Source organism: Pseudomonas sp. MWU347 (assembly GCF_017947305.1).
Lineage (GTDB): Bacteria > Pseudomonadota > Gammaproteobacteria > Pseudomonadales > Pseudomonadaceae > Aquipseudomonas > Aquipseudomonas putida_A.
Map to the genome: position 1 here is coordinate 88,844 of NZ_JAFGZB010000005.1, position 14,722 is coordinate 103,565.

The 14,722-nt window shown below is 58.3% G+C and carries 12 protein-coding genes and 2 pseudogenes; 2 read left to right on the top strand and 12 right to left on the bottom strand.

The window, feature by feature from the left end; all coding sequences use genetic code 11:
• The first annotated feature begins 79 nt into the window (after positions 1 to 79).
• Positions 80 to 595, top strand: coding sequence for a methylated-DNA--[protein]-cysteine S-methyltransferase (locus tag KCG87_RS12325; protein ID WP_210557701.1), 516 nt, complete (start codon positions 80 to 82; stop codon positions 593 to 595).
• A gap of 127 nt (positions 596 to 722) precedes the next feature.
• On the opposite strand, the gene KCG87_RS12330 is transcribed toward KCG87_RS12325, so the two are convergent.
• The 11 genes and pseudogenes from KCG87_RS12330 to KCG87_RS12380 all read right to left on the bottom strand — a co-directional run bounded on the left by KCG87_RS12330 (position 723) and on the right by KCG87_RS12380 (position 11,929).
• A complete protein-coding gene (locus tag KCG87_RS12330; protein ID WP_210557699.1) occupies positions 723 to 1,313 on the bottom strand; it encodes an NUDIX domain-containing protein in 591 nt (196 codons plus the stop codon).
• Between the two features lie 106 nt (positions 1,314 to 1,419).
• On the bottom strand, positions 1,420 to 2,334 hold the full coding sequence (locus tag KCG87_RS12335; RefSeq protein WP_134786018.1) for a hypothetical protein: 915 nt from the start codon (positions 2,332 to 2,334) through the stop codon (positions 1,420 to 1,422).
• A gap of 48 nt (positions 2,335 to 2,382) precedes the next feature.
• Entirely contained in the window at positions 2,383 to 3,126 is a 744-nt protein-coding gene (locus KCG87_RS12340) for an SDR family oxidoreductase (protein ID WP_210557696.1), read from the bottom strand.
• Positions 3,113 to 4,264, bottom strand: a complete 1,152-nt coding sequence (locus KCG87_RS12345; RefSeq protein ID WP_210557695.1) for a homoserine O-acetyltransferase — start codon at positions 4,262 to 4,264, stop codon at positions 3,113 to 3,115. The genes KCG87_RS12340 and KCG87_RS12345 overlap by 14 nt, the downstream gene beginning before the upstream one ends.
• A 48-nt stretch (positions 4,265 to 4,312) precedes the next feature.
• Entirely contained in the window at positions 4,313 to 5,275 is a 963-nt protein-coding gene (gene cysK, locus KCG87_RS12350) for a cysteine synthase A (RefSeq protein ID WP_210557693.1), read from the bottom strand.
• Positions 5,262 to 6,119 carry a diaminopimelate epimerase gene (gene dapF / locus KCG87_RS12355; protein ID WP_225138532.1) on the bottom strand — a complete coding sequence of 286 codons (858 nt, stop codon included), beginning with the start codon at positions 6,117 to 6,119 and terminating at the stop codon, positions 5,262 to 5,264. The genes cysK and dapF overlap by 14 nt, the downstream gene beginning before the upstream one ends.
• Positions 6,112 to 6,951, bottom strand: coding sequence for an arginase family protein (locus tag KCG87_RS12360; RefSeq protein ID WP_210557691.1), 840 nt, complete (start codon positions 6,949 to 6,951; stop codon positions 6,112 to 6,114). Before KCG87_RS12360 ends, dapF begins: the two co-directional genes overlap by 8 nt.
• Positions 6,951 to 7,730 (bottom strand): YqcI/YcgG family protein, encoded by a 780-nt coding sequence (locus tag KCG87_RS12365; RefSeq protein WP_210557689.1) that lies wholly within the window; start codon positions 7,728 to 7,730, stop codon positions 6,951 to 6,953. The genes KCG87_RS12360 and KCG87_RS12365 overlap by 1 nt, the downstream gene beginning before the upstream one ends.
• A 209-nt stretch (positions 7,731 to 7,939) precedes the next feature.
• A pseudogene (locus tag KCG87_RS12370) lies at positions 7,940 to 9,133 on the bottom strand (pyridoxal phosphate-dependent aminotransferase); the annotation flags it as partial.
• Between the two features lie 46 nt (positions 9,134 to 9,179).
• Positions 9,180 to 10,391, bottom strand: coding sequence for an MFS transporter (locus tag KCG87_RS12375; protein ID WP_027614691.1), 1,212 nt, complete (start codon positions 10,389 to 10,391; stop codon positions 9,180 to 9,182).
• A complete protein-coding gene (locus KCG87_RS12380) occupies positions 10,388 to 11,929 on the bottom strand; it encodes an FAD/NAD(P)-binding protein (RefSeq protein ID WP_081730309.1) in 1,542 nt (513 codons plus the stop codon). The genes KCG87_RS12375 and KCG87_RS12380 overlap by 4 nt, the downstream gene beginning before the upstream one ends.
• A 188-nt stretch (positions 11,930 to 12,117) precedes the next feature.
• Between KCG87_RS12380 and KCG87_RS12385 the strand changes: the two genes are divergently transcribed.
• A complete protein-coding gene (locus KCG87_RS12385; RefSeq protein WP_167734116.1) occupies positions 12,118 to 13,563 on the top strand; it encodes a PLP-dependent aminotransferase family protein in 1,446 nt (481 codons plus the stop codon).
• Positions 13,564 to 13,711: 148 nt separating this feature from the next.
• Here KCG87_RS12385 and KCG87_RS12390 read toward each other — a convergent pair.
• Positions 13,712 to 14,713, bottom strand: a pseudogene (locus KCG87_RS12390) (chitinase); the annotation flags it as partial.
• Positions 14,714 to 14,722 lie beyond the last annotated feature (9 nt).

Here is a 14,722-nt window from a genome sequence, read left to right on the forward strand (position 1 = left end):
TGGTCGCTATTACGATTTGCGCCTCCCCGCTCAGGCAGTATGCTGGGCGCTCTCGCCGTACCGATCCGGAGTTCTGCCCATGTCGTACACGTTCATCACCCTGCCCTCACCGGTCGGCGAATTGAAGCTGGTTGCGAACGGCTCACGACTGGCGGCCATCCTCTGGGAAAACGACAAACCGGGCCGGGTGCGCCTCGGTCCGATGAGCGAAGCGCCGGACAATCCGCTGCTGCAGCGAACCGCGCAGCAGCTTGAGGAATATTTTGCCGGCAAGCGTGATCGCTTCGACCTGGAACTGGATTTTGTCGGCACCGATTTTCAGAAGAAGGTCTGGGCGGCGCTGTTGACCATTCCGTTTGGCCAAACCCGCACCTACAGCCAGATCGCCGAGCAGATCGGCAACCCGACGGCGGTGCGTGCGGTGGGCGCGGCGAACGGGCGTAACCCGATCTCGATTGTGGCGCCGTGTCATCGGGTGATCGGCGCGTCGGGGAAGTTGACCGGGTTTGCGGGTGGGCTTGAGGCCAAGGAGCGGTTGCTGACGCTGGAGGGCGGGGACTGGTCTGATGTCGGTAGAACAGGGGACCTGTTTTAACCCCGTAAATGCCATTGTGTAGCGAGGGCGCTTGCTCCCGCTCCAGTGCGCAGCACGGGCAAAAACCTGGGGCCGCTGCGCAGCCCAGCGGGAGCAAGCTCCCTCGCCACAATGGATTGGCGTTGAATCATCTGTCGAAAAGATTATTCATCGCCGCGTATTGCAGCAGCATGATGGTCTTGGCGTCGCAGATCTCGCCGCGCTGAAACGCCGCCAGTGCCTCATCGAAGCGCCACTCCAGCACTTCCAGTTCTTCGGTTTCCTCTTCCAGGCCGCCGCCCTCGCTGACCTTCGACTTCGCGTCGTATTCGGCGATAAAAAAGTGCAGCTTCTCTGTCACCGAGCCGGGGCTCATGTAGGCCTCGAAGACCTTCTTCACCTCATGCACGCGGTAACCGGTTTCCTCTTCGGCCTCGTCGCGGATCCGCTGTTCCGGCGCCGCACCTTCCAGCAGCCCCGCCGCCACTTCGATCAACAAGCCGTCGTGGCCGTTGACGAACACCGGCAAGCGAAATTGGCGGGTCAGCACCACCGTGCGCTTTTCGCGGTTGAACAACAGAATCGCCGCGCCATTGCCACGGTCGTAGACTTCGCGAGTCTGCCGCTGCCAGTCACCGTTGTTGCGCAGATAGTCGAAGGTGATTTTCTGCAACAGATACCAGTCGTGGGACAACACATGAGTATCGACAATGTTGACCCGCTCGGCTGTCTTGGTCATGACGCCTGTTCCTTGTGCCATCGGAACGCCCATAGTCGAATAATCGCGCGCACAAAAAAAGCCCGGCAATGCTGTCGGGCTTGTTTACTGGTGTTCGCGGAGGGTGTCAGAGATCGACCAGGTGCCGGTCGATGCGCTTGAGCACGCCTTTGATCAGGTTCATCGCACTGTCGGCGCGAAACGGCAGGTTGAGCGAAGGCTCGCAGATCTCCATTTCCATGATCATCGGCCGACCGTCATAGTCGCGGATCACGTCGACCCGGCCGTAGAGCAACGGCAGCTCAAGGCCGAGCACCTCGGCAGAAGCCACCAGCGCCGATAGCGCCACCGCCTGCTCCTCGGCATCCGCCTCGCGCGGCTGCCGAAATTCGGGGGTCGGCACATTCACCGTACCGTCCGCCATGAGCATGGCGCCCTTGCGGATGGAATGGCTGAAGGTGTTATCGAAGAAGGTCAGGTCCGTCTCGCCGTAAGTGTCGATGGTGGTGATGTACGGCTGAATGATCACATGCGAACCGCGCTTTTGCAGCGCGCGAATGTGTGCCAGCGCGGCCTGGGAACCGCCGCGGACAAATCTTTTCACCCCGCGCGAATACGAGCCGATCGTCGGTTTGACGACAAATTCGTGGCTGTCGGTGTTCGCGTCGAGGAAGTCAGCCAGATAACCCTCGGGAGCGTCGTCGGGCGCCAGGAACACACTCGGAATAATCGGCACGCCGCGCGCAGCAATGTCCTTCAGGTACAACTTGTTCAAGCCCCACCGGGCCACGGACGGCACGTTCAACAGGCAGGTCAGTGCATGCACCTTGTCGCACCAGGCAAAGAATTCGTCGAGGCTTTCAATGCAGTCCCACGGTGAACGGATCAATACGGCGGTATACGCCGCCCAATCGATTGACGGATCGTCCCAGAAGCACACATCGGCGTTGATCGACAGTTGCTTGCAGGCTTCCAGCAATGGCGGCATGTCGTAGTCAATGTGCAGGTTCGGCTTATCGGTGACGAGTGCAAGCTTAATCATGAAGAATCCTTTCTACTGGACAGTTGGAAGCAGAAAAACAGCGACGACTCACCAGGGAATCACGTGGTCCTGATGGCGGTAAGTGCCCGTGGGGCCATCGGCACCAATCAATGCCAGCGCGACACTGGTCCGCGCGCCTTCCTGCACATCGAGATCACCGGCGCCATCATTCATGCCGGTTTTGGTGTAACCGGGGTGCACGGCATTGACCTTGACGGGCGTGTCGCGAAGCTCGTAAGCCAGATGAACCGTCCACGAATTCACCCCGCTTTTACTGGCGCTGTAGCCCGGCAAGGATTTGAACATCGGTGAATAGGCGTAAGAATCGACGTCCGTATGGGTGGTGAGCGATGCCAGCAGACTGGATACGTTGACGATGCGCCCGGCCGCAGATTGACGAATCAGCGGCAGACAATGCTGGGTCACCGCGACCATGCCGAACAGGTTGGTTTCAAACGTCTGGCGCCACTGTTGAAGTGGTTGTTGCGAAGGGTTCAACCCGTAGGATTCGATACGGATCGCGGCGTTATTGATCAGAATATCCAGTCGACCAAACTTCGCCTCCAGCAATTTGACCGCCGAGGCGATGCTGTCTTCATCCGTGACATCCAGCAGGCACGGGAACGCCTTCAGGCCCATGCCGACCAATTCGTCGGCCGCCTGAGCGACAGCCTGATAATTCCTGCCACTGAGTACCACTGTCACGCCCTCGGCGGCCAGTTGTCGCGCCACCTCAAAACCGATGCCACGGTTGGCACCGGTCACCAATGCAACCTTGTCAAAATCGTTCATCGTGCAACTCCAGACAACGCTCCGCCCTGCCCGCAGGAAGGACGGAACCAATACGATTCATGAAATGTTCCAGCAGCGGCTTGAACGCCCGCAGATCGGTCAGAAAGGCGTCGTGGCCGTCCGGGCAATCTAGCCGGACAAAGGTCACCTCGGCACCATCCTGCTCGAGCCCTTGAGCGATGTGCTGCTGTTGCGCAACAGGAAACAGCGTGTCGCTCTCGACGCCGACCACCAGAACCTGCTCCAGCCCGGCAGTCTGAAAACCGCCCTGCGGCGGCGTCAGACAGGCATAAAGATCAATCGCGCGGCTTAGCTGCAGATAACTGTTAGGGTCGAAATCCCGTGCGAATCGCCAGGCGTTGGCCTGCAGATAATCCTCGACTTCAAAGTCGTGGGTCATGCCGGCGGATTTACCGGCCGCCTGATCGCTGCGGCTGAAACGGCGATTCAATTGCGCGCCGGAGCGATAACTCAACAGGCCGATCTTGCGAGCCAGCGTCATGCCATGGATCGGGCGCGCATCCGGCGAATACTCGCCACCGGCCCACAGCGGATCACTGCGGATGGCTTCCCGCTGCAATGAACGCAAGGCCGTGGACACGGGAAGCGAACTGGCCGCGCCGCACAGGTTGATGTGATGCCGGACAAACCCCGGATGCCGGGTCAACAGGGCCAGCGCACACATGCCCCCCATCGAAGCGCCGATCAGGCAGGTCACTTGCGCCATGCCCAGCGCTTTCACGGCCATGACGATCGTGTCGACGATGTCTTCGATGCTCAGCTCGGGAAAGCGCGACTGGTAAGGCCTGCCACTCGCCCGCTCGGTGGACAGCGGCCCCGTCGAGCCCTTGCAACCCCCCAGATAGTTGAAACAGATCACATACCAGCGGTCTGTATCGATCGGCTTGCCTGAACCGGCAAAGTCCTCCCACCAACCCGCCTCAGGATCGCGGGCGACACTGCAGACGTGGCTGTTGGCGGACATGCCGGGCAGCACCAGGACGATGTTGTCGCGACGATCATTCAGTTGCCCGAACGTCTCATACGTCAGCCTGAAATCTTCCAGTACACCTCCACGATGCATTGGAAACGGGCGCGCGAACTCGATGTAATCTGCTGCCGGAAGAGTTTCCACCATGATGCTAATCCCTTAGAGCGCCTGCTTCGCCAAGTAACCGGTTGCCTGTTACGGCTCGAGCGACTGCAACCAGTCATCGTCGGAACCTTCGGCGATGCCATCCATCAGGAACGTCGAGAGATAACGTTCACCGGTATCCGGCAACATGGCCAGCAGCACCGAACCGGCCGCTGCGGTCTCGGCAACCTTCAACGCTGCGGCGACCGAGGCGCCCGAAGAAATGCCGACGAAGATCCCCTCTTCCCTGGCCAAGCGCTGCGAAGTGTCGCGCGCCTCGTACTCGTTCACGGTCAGGACTTTGTCGATGACGCTCTTGTCCATGATGGTCGGCGTGAAGTTGGGCGCGAGTCCCTGAATCTGGTGCACGCCCCAGGTGCCGCCCGACAGCAACGCAGCATTTTCCGGTTCTGCGGCAACGATCTGCACCGCAGGTCGCGCGACTCGCAGCATCTGGCCAACGCCGGTCAGTGTGCCGCTGGTGCCGAAACCGGTGACAAAGTAGTCCAGGCGTTTACCGGCAAAATCACCGAGGATTTCGGTGGCGGTGGTTTCGCGGTGATAGGAAGGGTTGGCCGGGTTATCGAATTGTCGCGATCTGAACCAGCCAAACTTCTGCGCCAGTTCATCGGCAATCTGGTTGCCGCCGCTGCTGCCCAGGTGAGCAGGAAACAGCAGAACCTTGCCGCCATAGGCACGAATCAGCTTGCGCCGTTCGATCGAGTAACTGTCGGACATGATCGCCACAAAGTTATAGCCGCGCGCCGCGGCAACCATCGCCAACGCAATGCCGACGTTGCCGGAGGTGCATTCGGCGATCGTATCGCCAGGCTTCAACAGGCCTCTGGCTTCGGCGTCGAGTACCACCGCCAGCGCCAGCCGGTCCTTGACCGAACCACCTGGGTTGAACGACTCGACCTTCACATAAATGCTGACGTGTTCCGGGGCGAGCCTTTGCAGCTTGACGATTGGCGTACGGCCGATCGTGTCCAGAATGCTTTCATACAACGGCATGAGCGAGTTCTCCATCAAATACGAATTCAGCAGGGCCGGAGAGGTACATCGCGGACAAGTCACTCTCCCATGTCACTTCAAGGGTTCCGCCGGGCAGTTCGACATCGACCGAGCGGTCGACCCGCCCGGCCCGCGCCAGCACCGCGACCGCCGCGCAGGCACCGCTGCCGCAGGCCAGCGTCTCGCCTGCGCCGAATTCGTAGACCTTGAGTTTTATCCTGTTGCGCGATTGCAGCTGTACAAACCCGACGTTGACGTCAGGAGAGAAATACCCGGAGTTTTGCAGGGCACTGCCGACAGCTGGAATCTCATACTGATCACGCTCGGCTTCGATCACTGCATGCGGGTTGCCCATCGATACCGCCGCACACGCCAGGTGTTGCCCGGCGAGTTCGAGTTGATAAGCCGACTGCGCCTGGTCGAAGCCGAACACCGGGATGGCGGCGGGCGAGAAATTCGGTGCGCCCATGCTGATCTGATAGTTGCCGTCCTCCATGACCCGGACCCGGTGGGTACCGGAGGGACTGTCGAGGGTGAACTCGGACGCCTCCGTCAGGCCTGCCCGAACCAGCCATGCGGCGACACACCGCGCGCCGTTGCCGCATTGCCGGGAGGACTCGCCCTGCGCCGTCCAGATATCGAACGAGGCCACGGACGATGGATTGCGCGCAGCCTTGACGCCCAGAACCATATCGGCGCCGATACCTTTATGGCGGTTAGCCAGGTACTTGCACAATTCGCGCGACGGATCCTGCGCATCACGCAGATCGAGAATAATCATGTCATTGCCCGCACCGTGCATCTTGCTGAAACGCAGCCGGGCAGCAGCAGGCGGCTTATGCATGGCACACACTCGCCTCAAGACACGCTTTGGACAGGAGCGGGTCAACGATATCGATGATGCACTGGGTCGCACGCTGTGCCGTCGCCGCATCGCAGGAGGCGTTGAACTCGGCGATTTCCAGGCCGACGATCTGCTCCAGCGGAATCGCTCCCAGGATCGCCGCGAGCTGTTGCGGCAGCAGACCGTCAGGCACTGCGTAGTCGGCGGGCACGTAGCCAGGCTCAAGAGAGTCCCAATCGATGTGCACCCAGACCTTCGATTGGCCGATCGCGCTACGCACCGCTTCGGCGGTTGCCTGCTGCGGAGAAAGCGTGCGCACATTATTGGCGCTCAGCAGACGCTGCTCTTGCCCGTCGATGTCACGCGCGCCGACCAGAATAACGTTCTCCGCACGCACACCGGCGCCACAGCCGCTGTCCCAGAGGCCACATAAGGCAGACACCACCATCCCGCCCAGGTAGCCCGTGTCAGTGGTCGTCGGAATATTGAAGTCACCATGGGCATCGACCCACACCAGACAAAGGTCCGGGTAATGCCTGGCAACCGCAGGTACGCTGCCCAGGCTGGCCGGGCAGGTGCCGTTGATGACCACTGTGAGTTGCTGCTCCTCTACCGCACAGGCCACGGCGCGATGCAGCGAATCGATCTGCTCACGTCCTGCCGGCAGACTGACTGTCCAGTCATCGGCCGCCGGCTCGCATCTGCCGTCACCGATATACAGCGGCGCTACACCGTACTTTGCTTCAAGTGCCGACGCGGCCTTCAACGCGCCGATACGGGTAAATGCCGTGCGGTCTGCCACTCTGCCGTTGGATACAATCAACTTGAACATCAGGCTTCCTCTTTATTTTCATGGCTGGAATGTTTGAACGGGCAAACATCGGTGCGCTCTGCATTTTCTTCAATCAAACCGTATTGCCACCACTCTTTGGCGTCAGAGCCGAAGCCGCCCAATTGCAAGGCGTGGGGCACCGAATCATATTTAAGGATGCGTTTGCGAATATTGGCGCGAACATTACGTCCGCCCACGGTATCGCCGGCAAACACATCGAAGCGTTCACGCGGATTAATGACCAACGCAAATCTCGACCCGAGGTTTCTGCTCTTGCGAAGTTTGTGTGCGGGAGAACTCATATTCACAAACAGTTGCATTCCCGCGAAGCACATCGACCAGAACGGTGACTCCGGGTCGACATCGACGCTGTCCGGCCACGGGCTTTCATCCAGCCAGTGCAGGCTCTGCAGCACGCCCCACCCGGCGGCCTGATACTCCTGCGCGGTACTCGCCGATATCGCATCGGTTGAAAAGAACACGATGAGCGGATAAGCGTCTTCGATTGAACCACTCCATGTTCTGGAAAGCGTTACATACTCTTTTAACCCTTCAGCCAGTTTCGCCAGCCCTTGAGCATCCAAAGTGTCGACAAATACAAACTTGATCGAAGACTTCTTGAATGCATTCTTGGAAAAGATGCAGGGAAAGTCGGACCCTGTTCCAAGTCGCTCTTCCAGTTCATTCAAGGCCTCTTTCTCCCAATCGGCCCCATGATGATTAACCTCATCCTGAGAAAGCATGACCCGATATGAAACCTGCGCATCAAAGTTCCGCATACTCATTCCTTTATGCTGCACAACTTAGAGAGATGGCCGAGTGTGGCATCCAGCCGTCTGGCACTTTGCGCTGTCACACCTGCCACGAACTTACGTCCGGCATGACAACTTGCTTACTTGATCTGCGTCTGGAATCAGAAGACCGGCCACAGGTCCCGGGCGTTATTCGCCACTCGACGAACGCTCAGGTTGTTGACTGACCTGCTGCTGATGAATCGATGAATCCGCGCCATGGCGTCTTCGATGTCCGGCAGTGCCGGCAACGTGACCACGCGGAAATGGTCGGGCGCGGGCCAGTTGAACGCGGTTCCCTGGACCACCAGCAGCTTTTCCGACATCAACAGCTCAAGGACAAACTTCTCGTCATCCTTGATCGGGCAAATTTTCGGATCGATCCTTGGAAATGCGTACAGCGCGCCCATCGGCTTGACGCAACTGACGCCGGGAATAGCGTTGAGCAGTTCATGCACCCGGTTGCGCTGTTCGAGCAGGCGCCCCTGAGGCAAGACCAGGTCATTGATACTCTGGTAACCCCCCAGCGCGGTCTGGATCGCATGCTGGGCCGGAACGTTGGCGCACAGGCGCATGTTCGCCAGCATGTCGATGCCTTCGACGTAGCCGGCGGCATGCTGCTTCGGCCCGGAAATCACCAGCCAGCCGGAACGAAACCCGGCCACCCGGTACGACTTGGACAACCCGTTGAAGGTCAGGCACAGCAGGTCCGGCGCCAGCGAGGCGGTGCTGATGTGCACAGCTTCGTCGTAGAGAATCTTGTCGTAGATCTCGTCGGAGAACACCACCAGATTGTGCTGGCGCGCGATCTCCAGCATTCCCAGCAGCACGTCTCGCGGATACACCGCACCGGTGGGATTGTTGGGGTTGATGATCACGAGCGCTCGGGTGTTGAGGGTGATTTTGGCCCGTATGTCATCGAGGTCCGGCCACCAGTCCTGCTGCTCGTCGCACCTGTAGTGCACCGCATTGCCCCCGGCAAGACTCACCGCGGCGGTCCACAACGGATAATCCGGAGCAGGCACCAGCACTTCATCGCGGTTGTTCAGCAGCGCCTGCAGTGACATCACAATGAGCTCGGAGACACCATTGCCCAGGTAGATATCGTCGACGCCGACGCCCTCGATATGCTTCTGCTGACAGTACTGCATGACAGCTTTGCGGGCGCTGAACAAGCCTTTGGAGTCACTGTAACCTTGCGCCGTCGGCAAATTACGGATCACATCCTGGAGTATCTCGTCGGGCGCCTCGAAACCGAAGGGCGCGGGATTGCCGATATTCAACTTGAGAATGCGCTGGCCGTCCTCCTCCATCTTTCTGGCCTGCTCCAGTGCCGGGCCACGAATGTCATAACACACACTGTTCAACTTCAGCGATTTCAGATACTGCACGACTACACATCCTTGTTTTTTTATCAGGGCCGCAGCAACAGCAAACTCAGGTCCGAGAGACTGCCTTCAACTGCTCATCCGGGGACTTCGACAGTGCCCGCGACATATTCAGGAAAACGAACAACACGACCATCGGAATGGCGATAAACAGTGCCAGGCCACGAACGCCCAGTTCGGAAAAGGAACTGACCAGCAAACCGTAACCGGCCCCCGCCGCCATCTGGAAAAAGAAAAACTGCCCGGAGGAAATACCGATATCGCGACTGACACTCTTCAATAGCCCGGCCTGAGTCGCGGGAATCACCATCCCGACCGACAACAGAATGAACACCATCGGAATCAGCAGCGCCGGCAGCACACTGCCAAACACCGACAGCAGAATGCCCAGCAACATGCACCCGGCCATGCCTACCCTGCTTCCAAGCAGCAGGATCTCGTTCAACGCCCACCTGGCGCTCAATGCTCGCGCCAACGTACTGCCAATCACATAACCGACGGCGCACAGGGAGATCACCGCACCGTAACCCAGGCTGGACATGCCCAGTTCCGTCTGCAACGCATAAGTCGAACAGGACAGGAACACGAAGTAACTCATCCACACCAGACTGATGCCGGCGGCATAAGCCAGATAATCCGCATTTCTGAAGTTGGCGGCATAAACGGCAATGATGCTGCGCCCCGTCGAATCCGATGCCCCCGGAGAGGTGTCGACCTGCCAGAAAAGCACCAATGCCGCGAGATTGAACATCCCCACGCCGCCCATCATCCAGCGCCATCCCAGCGAAGGTAACAGCATGCCGCCGAGCAACGGTGCGATACACGGCGTGAGCGCTATCGCCGAGGCAAGGGTGGTGAGAATTCGCAGGCGCTTGCTTTCCGGATAATCGGATTTCACGATCAGCCTGGTGGTTACGGTCCCTACACACCCTCCGAGGGCCTGCATGAAACGCGCAACCGCAAACAGGTAAAAGGAGTCCGAGAACGCTGCAAGCAGGCACCCGGCAGCACAAATCAGCAACCCCGAAATCTGTACGCGACGGGCTCCGATACGATCGGCAAGAATCCCCGCCAATACCACGGACAACGCATACCCGATCATGTAAACAACAAACGTTTCCTGAATCGCCTCATGGGGGACTCGAAACTCCTCCGCCAGTTTTGCAACGGTGGGCGTCATCAGGCCGAGTCCGAGCTGCGGCACGATTACAGCCGACAACAACGCTGCAGGTAACAGGATTCCGGGGCGGCTGGATTTCACGCAGAAAGCTCCTTGAGGTATTGATCAGTCGTCAGCAAATGCGGCAGAACCCGATCGATCTGACGTGTGATCATGGCCAGTGAACTGGTGTAGTAATGGTTACCGGCAGCCAGTTGGCCCAAGGCATAAATAGCGTCGCTGGCCTTGCCACTGCGGTCGATGACCTTGTGCGAGCCGAATGACACGTGCAGTCCACCAAACGGATGGTGCTGAGCGACGCCATTGTTGACCATCGAAGACACCAGCTCGGTACCGGTCTGCCCGACACCACCGGTTTCAGATCGCGTGGCGTTGATGACCCAGTCGGCATGACAGGCGCCTGCCTGGTAATTCAGGACGAAACCGCCTCCGGGACTCAGTTCCACGCCCTTCAGGCCAGGACGAATCACGAGGTGCCCGGATTCGAGCATGTTGCGCAACTTGTTGGCCGTTGCCGGAGGCATCGGGTTGCACAGGCTCATGAAAATCGAGTGATAGTTGGCCATGTAATAACTGCGATCGCCCGCACTCAGGCTGTCCCAGGCCAGCTCGACGTAGTCGTTGGCAATATCAATCAGGATGGACAGCCACTTTTCGCCGCGGGCCGACGCCTGAAGATGGCGCTCCAGCCGCTCGAACGGCAGTTGACCAGGCGCCAGTTCAGCCTTGAGCTTCTCCAGATCCACGCCTTGGGCTGTCAGTTCGAAGGTGATCAGGCCAAGCCATTTCGACCAGGAGATCATCCCCGCTTCATCGCGCAGCTCTTCGATGCGTTCGCGGGTGATGACCTTGTAAGTGAAGTCGTGATGCGGCATGCGCACCGCTGGCAGCAGTGCATTGCGCGACAGCATGACGATCTTGCCGCGGTGTCCCTGGGCATTCAGGGCCAGGACTGCATCGACAGCGGAGAGGCTGGAACCAATGATCGCCACCTGATCGTCGCCGCCAATCGCGGAAAACTTGGTCCACATCGGATACGGATTGCCGATGTAGTTTTGGGAGCAGGCCAACGAGAAGATATCCGCCGGTTCAGCGGTACCGATGCACAGAATCACCCGGTCGAACACTTGTTGCGGCCCGTTTTCGACACCGACGACCGCTTTGTCATCGTGCATTGTCAGGCTGGTGACCTTTTGCCCGATCACCCGAATCGGCCGCTTGAGGTCGCGCGCCAGCGCCACTTGCTCGGCAAAACAATCGGACAGGTACTCACCAAAATAGTGACGGGGCAAGAAATCAAGTTGCGCCAGTGCACTTCCATATTTATGAGTGACCCATCCTACAAAGTGCCGGGGATCGTCACTTTTCACGGACATGAAGCGGGCTTGGCGATTAATCAATCCATAATCACCATCGTTTTGATAAGCGCGACCTGGACCGATTTTCTTGTCAGGCTCATAGAGGGTAATTGCAACATCCATATTTTTCAGCTTAACGTCGCGCTGCAACGCATCAATTACACTAATCGCTGTTGCACCCCCTCCGACTATCGCAATCTTTAGTTGCGGCTCGCGATGATTAGTCTTATTGAGTGTTGACAGTTTTTCAAAAGCAGTCATTGCCGACGATATCCCTATACCAATCCAGTTTCTCTTGACCCCAATGACTCGCGCGCCACCCCTCAACGCGTTAGCTTGAGCGGCGTTGAGCGTATTTGTATGCCGCGCTAAGATGAAGATCCATTAAATGGATTTTGGTGTGTACCACTATGACCAGAGGTAAGCGGCCAGTTGGCCTCGACCTAGTCTTGCCGTTCGAATTGACCGAACATTCGCTGTCCACCAAACATCAGCTTTTGTGCCGTTTCCTTGAACACCTGATCAGTTCCGGCCGGCTCCAATCCGGCGAAGCGCTGCCCTCCACGCGTACGCTTGCGCAAAGATGGGGAGTTTCCCGAGGGACCCTGGAAACTGTTTTCGATCAATTGCGCGAAGAAGGTTTCATCATTCGCAAGCGAGGTGCCGGCTCGGTAGTCTGCGCAACATTGCCGGATAATCTGATCGCCGCCGCCAGAACTAAGGAACTGCAAGTCGAACTTGATACTCACCGGTCATCCGATTCACCTGCTCCCATTACTTATTTACAGCCGTATGTACCGTTTATTGCCAGACTGGCCGATCCGGGATTGCTCGAAGAAAAAGATGTAAAGTCGTTATGCACACCTTCCGCCAAAGACCTCGCCACCGCAGTATCGGCCTCGTCACTCGGCGGTGACGAGAACTTGCGCAAGTCCATTTGCGACCATATCCAGATCTACCGGGGAATTGACTGCTCACCTCAGGACATCGTGATTACCCACGGCATCAGGCACTGTCTCGACCTCATCAGCCGGGTATTGGGAAAAGAGGCCGTCGTTGCCATGGAAGATCCCGGCTATTACTGGGCCCGGCGGATATTCAATTGTTCCGGCAACACAATCATCGATATTCCAGTGGACGATGCAGGTCTGATCGTTGAAGCGTTGTCACCCGCCAGTCCGGTTCAGGCCATTTATGTCACGCCCTCTCACCAGGCTCCTTTGGGTGTCTGCATGAGCATGGCACGCCGCAAGGCTCTGCTGGCCTCGGCGACCGCAGCCAATGCGATCATCATCGAGGACGACTACGACAGCGAATACAACTATGGCAGTGCTCCCCTGCCCGCCATCAAATCAATAGATACAAACGACCGGGTGATTTTCTGCGGCAGCTTCAATAAAACCCTGTTCAGCAACTTTCGTCTGGGCTTCATGGTCATTCCCAAACATTTACAGAAGAAAGTCATCAACCTCATCGAAGACACCGGCCAGACGCCAGGCATACTGGGTCAGCTCGCACTCAACCAGTTTCTCTGCACCGGAAAATATGTACGGCATTTGCGCATCTCGCGACAGACGTATCAACATCGACGCGATTTGCTGATCTCAAAGCTGCGAGAAAACCCTGATCTGCAGATTTCCGGCGAGCAATCCGGATTACATTTTGTGCTCTGGTTACCCACAGACATTGATGAAAGAGAATTCTGCGCACGGGCTGCCCTCTTCAATCTTTGCCTGCAACCGGTATCCGCATTCACCAGCAGTCACGCGGTCAAACCCGGTGTGCTGATTGGCTACGCGGCGCTTACCGATACGCAGATCAATCAGGCGGCTGCCTGCTTGCTGGATCTCGTCCAGTCATTCACTCAATGTATCGAGCGCGTCCCAATCGGATAAGCAACCCGCTCCGCTATGACTCACACCCGAGCATTGTTTGCCTGGCCCACGCAAAAAAGCCCGGCAGCGCTACCGGGCTCTTTAATTGCTGCTAACGGGCGACGCGCGACAACGTGTCATCCGTTTCCTGTGCCGCTGTTTTCGCTCCGTGAATCAGCGGTCCATAACGCCGACTGAATTCCCAGCCATACGGCACGCGATCCTTGCTGACGCCGTTGTCCCAGTTTACCGACCAGGTCATCAGGCCCTTGATCGGCAGCCCTTTGATCGCCAGACGTTTGAGCGCATTGCCGACGGCGGTGCTGTCGATCACGTAACCGGTGGCAGCCGCATCGACGTTGGCCGGCAGGCCGATGACGAATTTGTCCGCCGGGATTTTGGTGAAGCCCCGGGTGCCGGTCACCAGACTTTCGGTCAGGTAATAGAGGAAGTCCTCTTTCAGCGCATCGTTGTTCTGCGCGATCCATGCACCATTGCCATTATTGGCTTCCGGCACCCAGACCCCGTCGCCGCCCTGGTTGTAGAACTGCGGCGCGATGAAGTCGTAATAGCCTTCAAGTGCCTGCAGGTAACCGACGTATTTGCCATTGGTGGTCAGGTACGGAAACTCCGGGGCCATGCTGATGATGAAGTGCTTGCCCTGGCCTGCGTAGTGATCCTTGACCAGTTTCAGCGCGGCCGGCAGCACGGTCTTGTTGGCGGCGAAATCAATCGCGCTCTGTTCAAGATCGATGTCCAGCCCATCGAAGCCGTAGGTTTCCACCAGACGGATAATCTCATTGGCCAGTGGTTGTTCCTGTCCGGCCCGCAACTCGATGTGCGCATCGGCGCCACCCAGGGACAAGAGCACCGCCCGCCCCTGGCTGTTGAGCACGCCGACCTGACGCCGGAACTCGGCATCGGAGACGTTGTACGGCTTGAAGGTTGGAATCCCGCTGCCCTTCATGAACGCCACCGCGACCACGTTGTACTCCTTGGGCACCGCTTCCAGAGCTATTTCGGCGAAGCGGCCCTGACGATAGCCGTCACTTGGACCCGCCGGCCAGTTGTGCCAGAAGCCCATGAGTATTTTTTTGCCGGCGATGCTCGGCATCAGCGAGGCCGCGTCGGCCGCCTGGTTTTGCACTAGCGTGAAGTCGATATTTGACATGTTCTAATC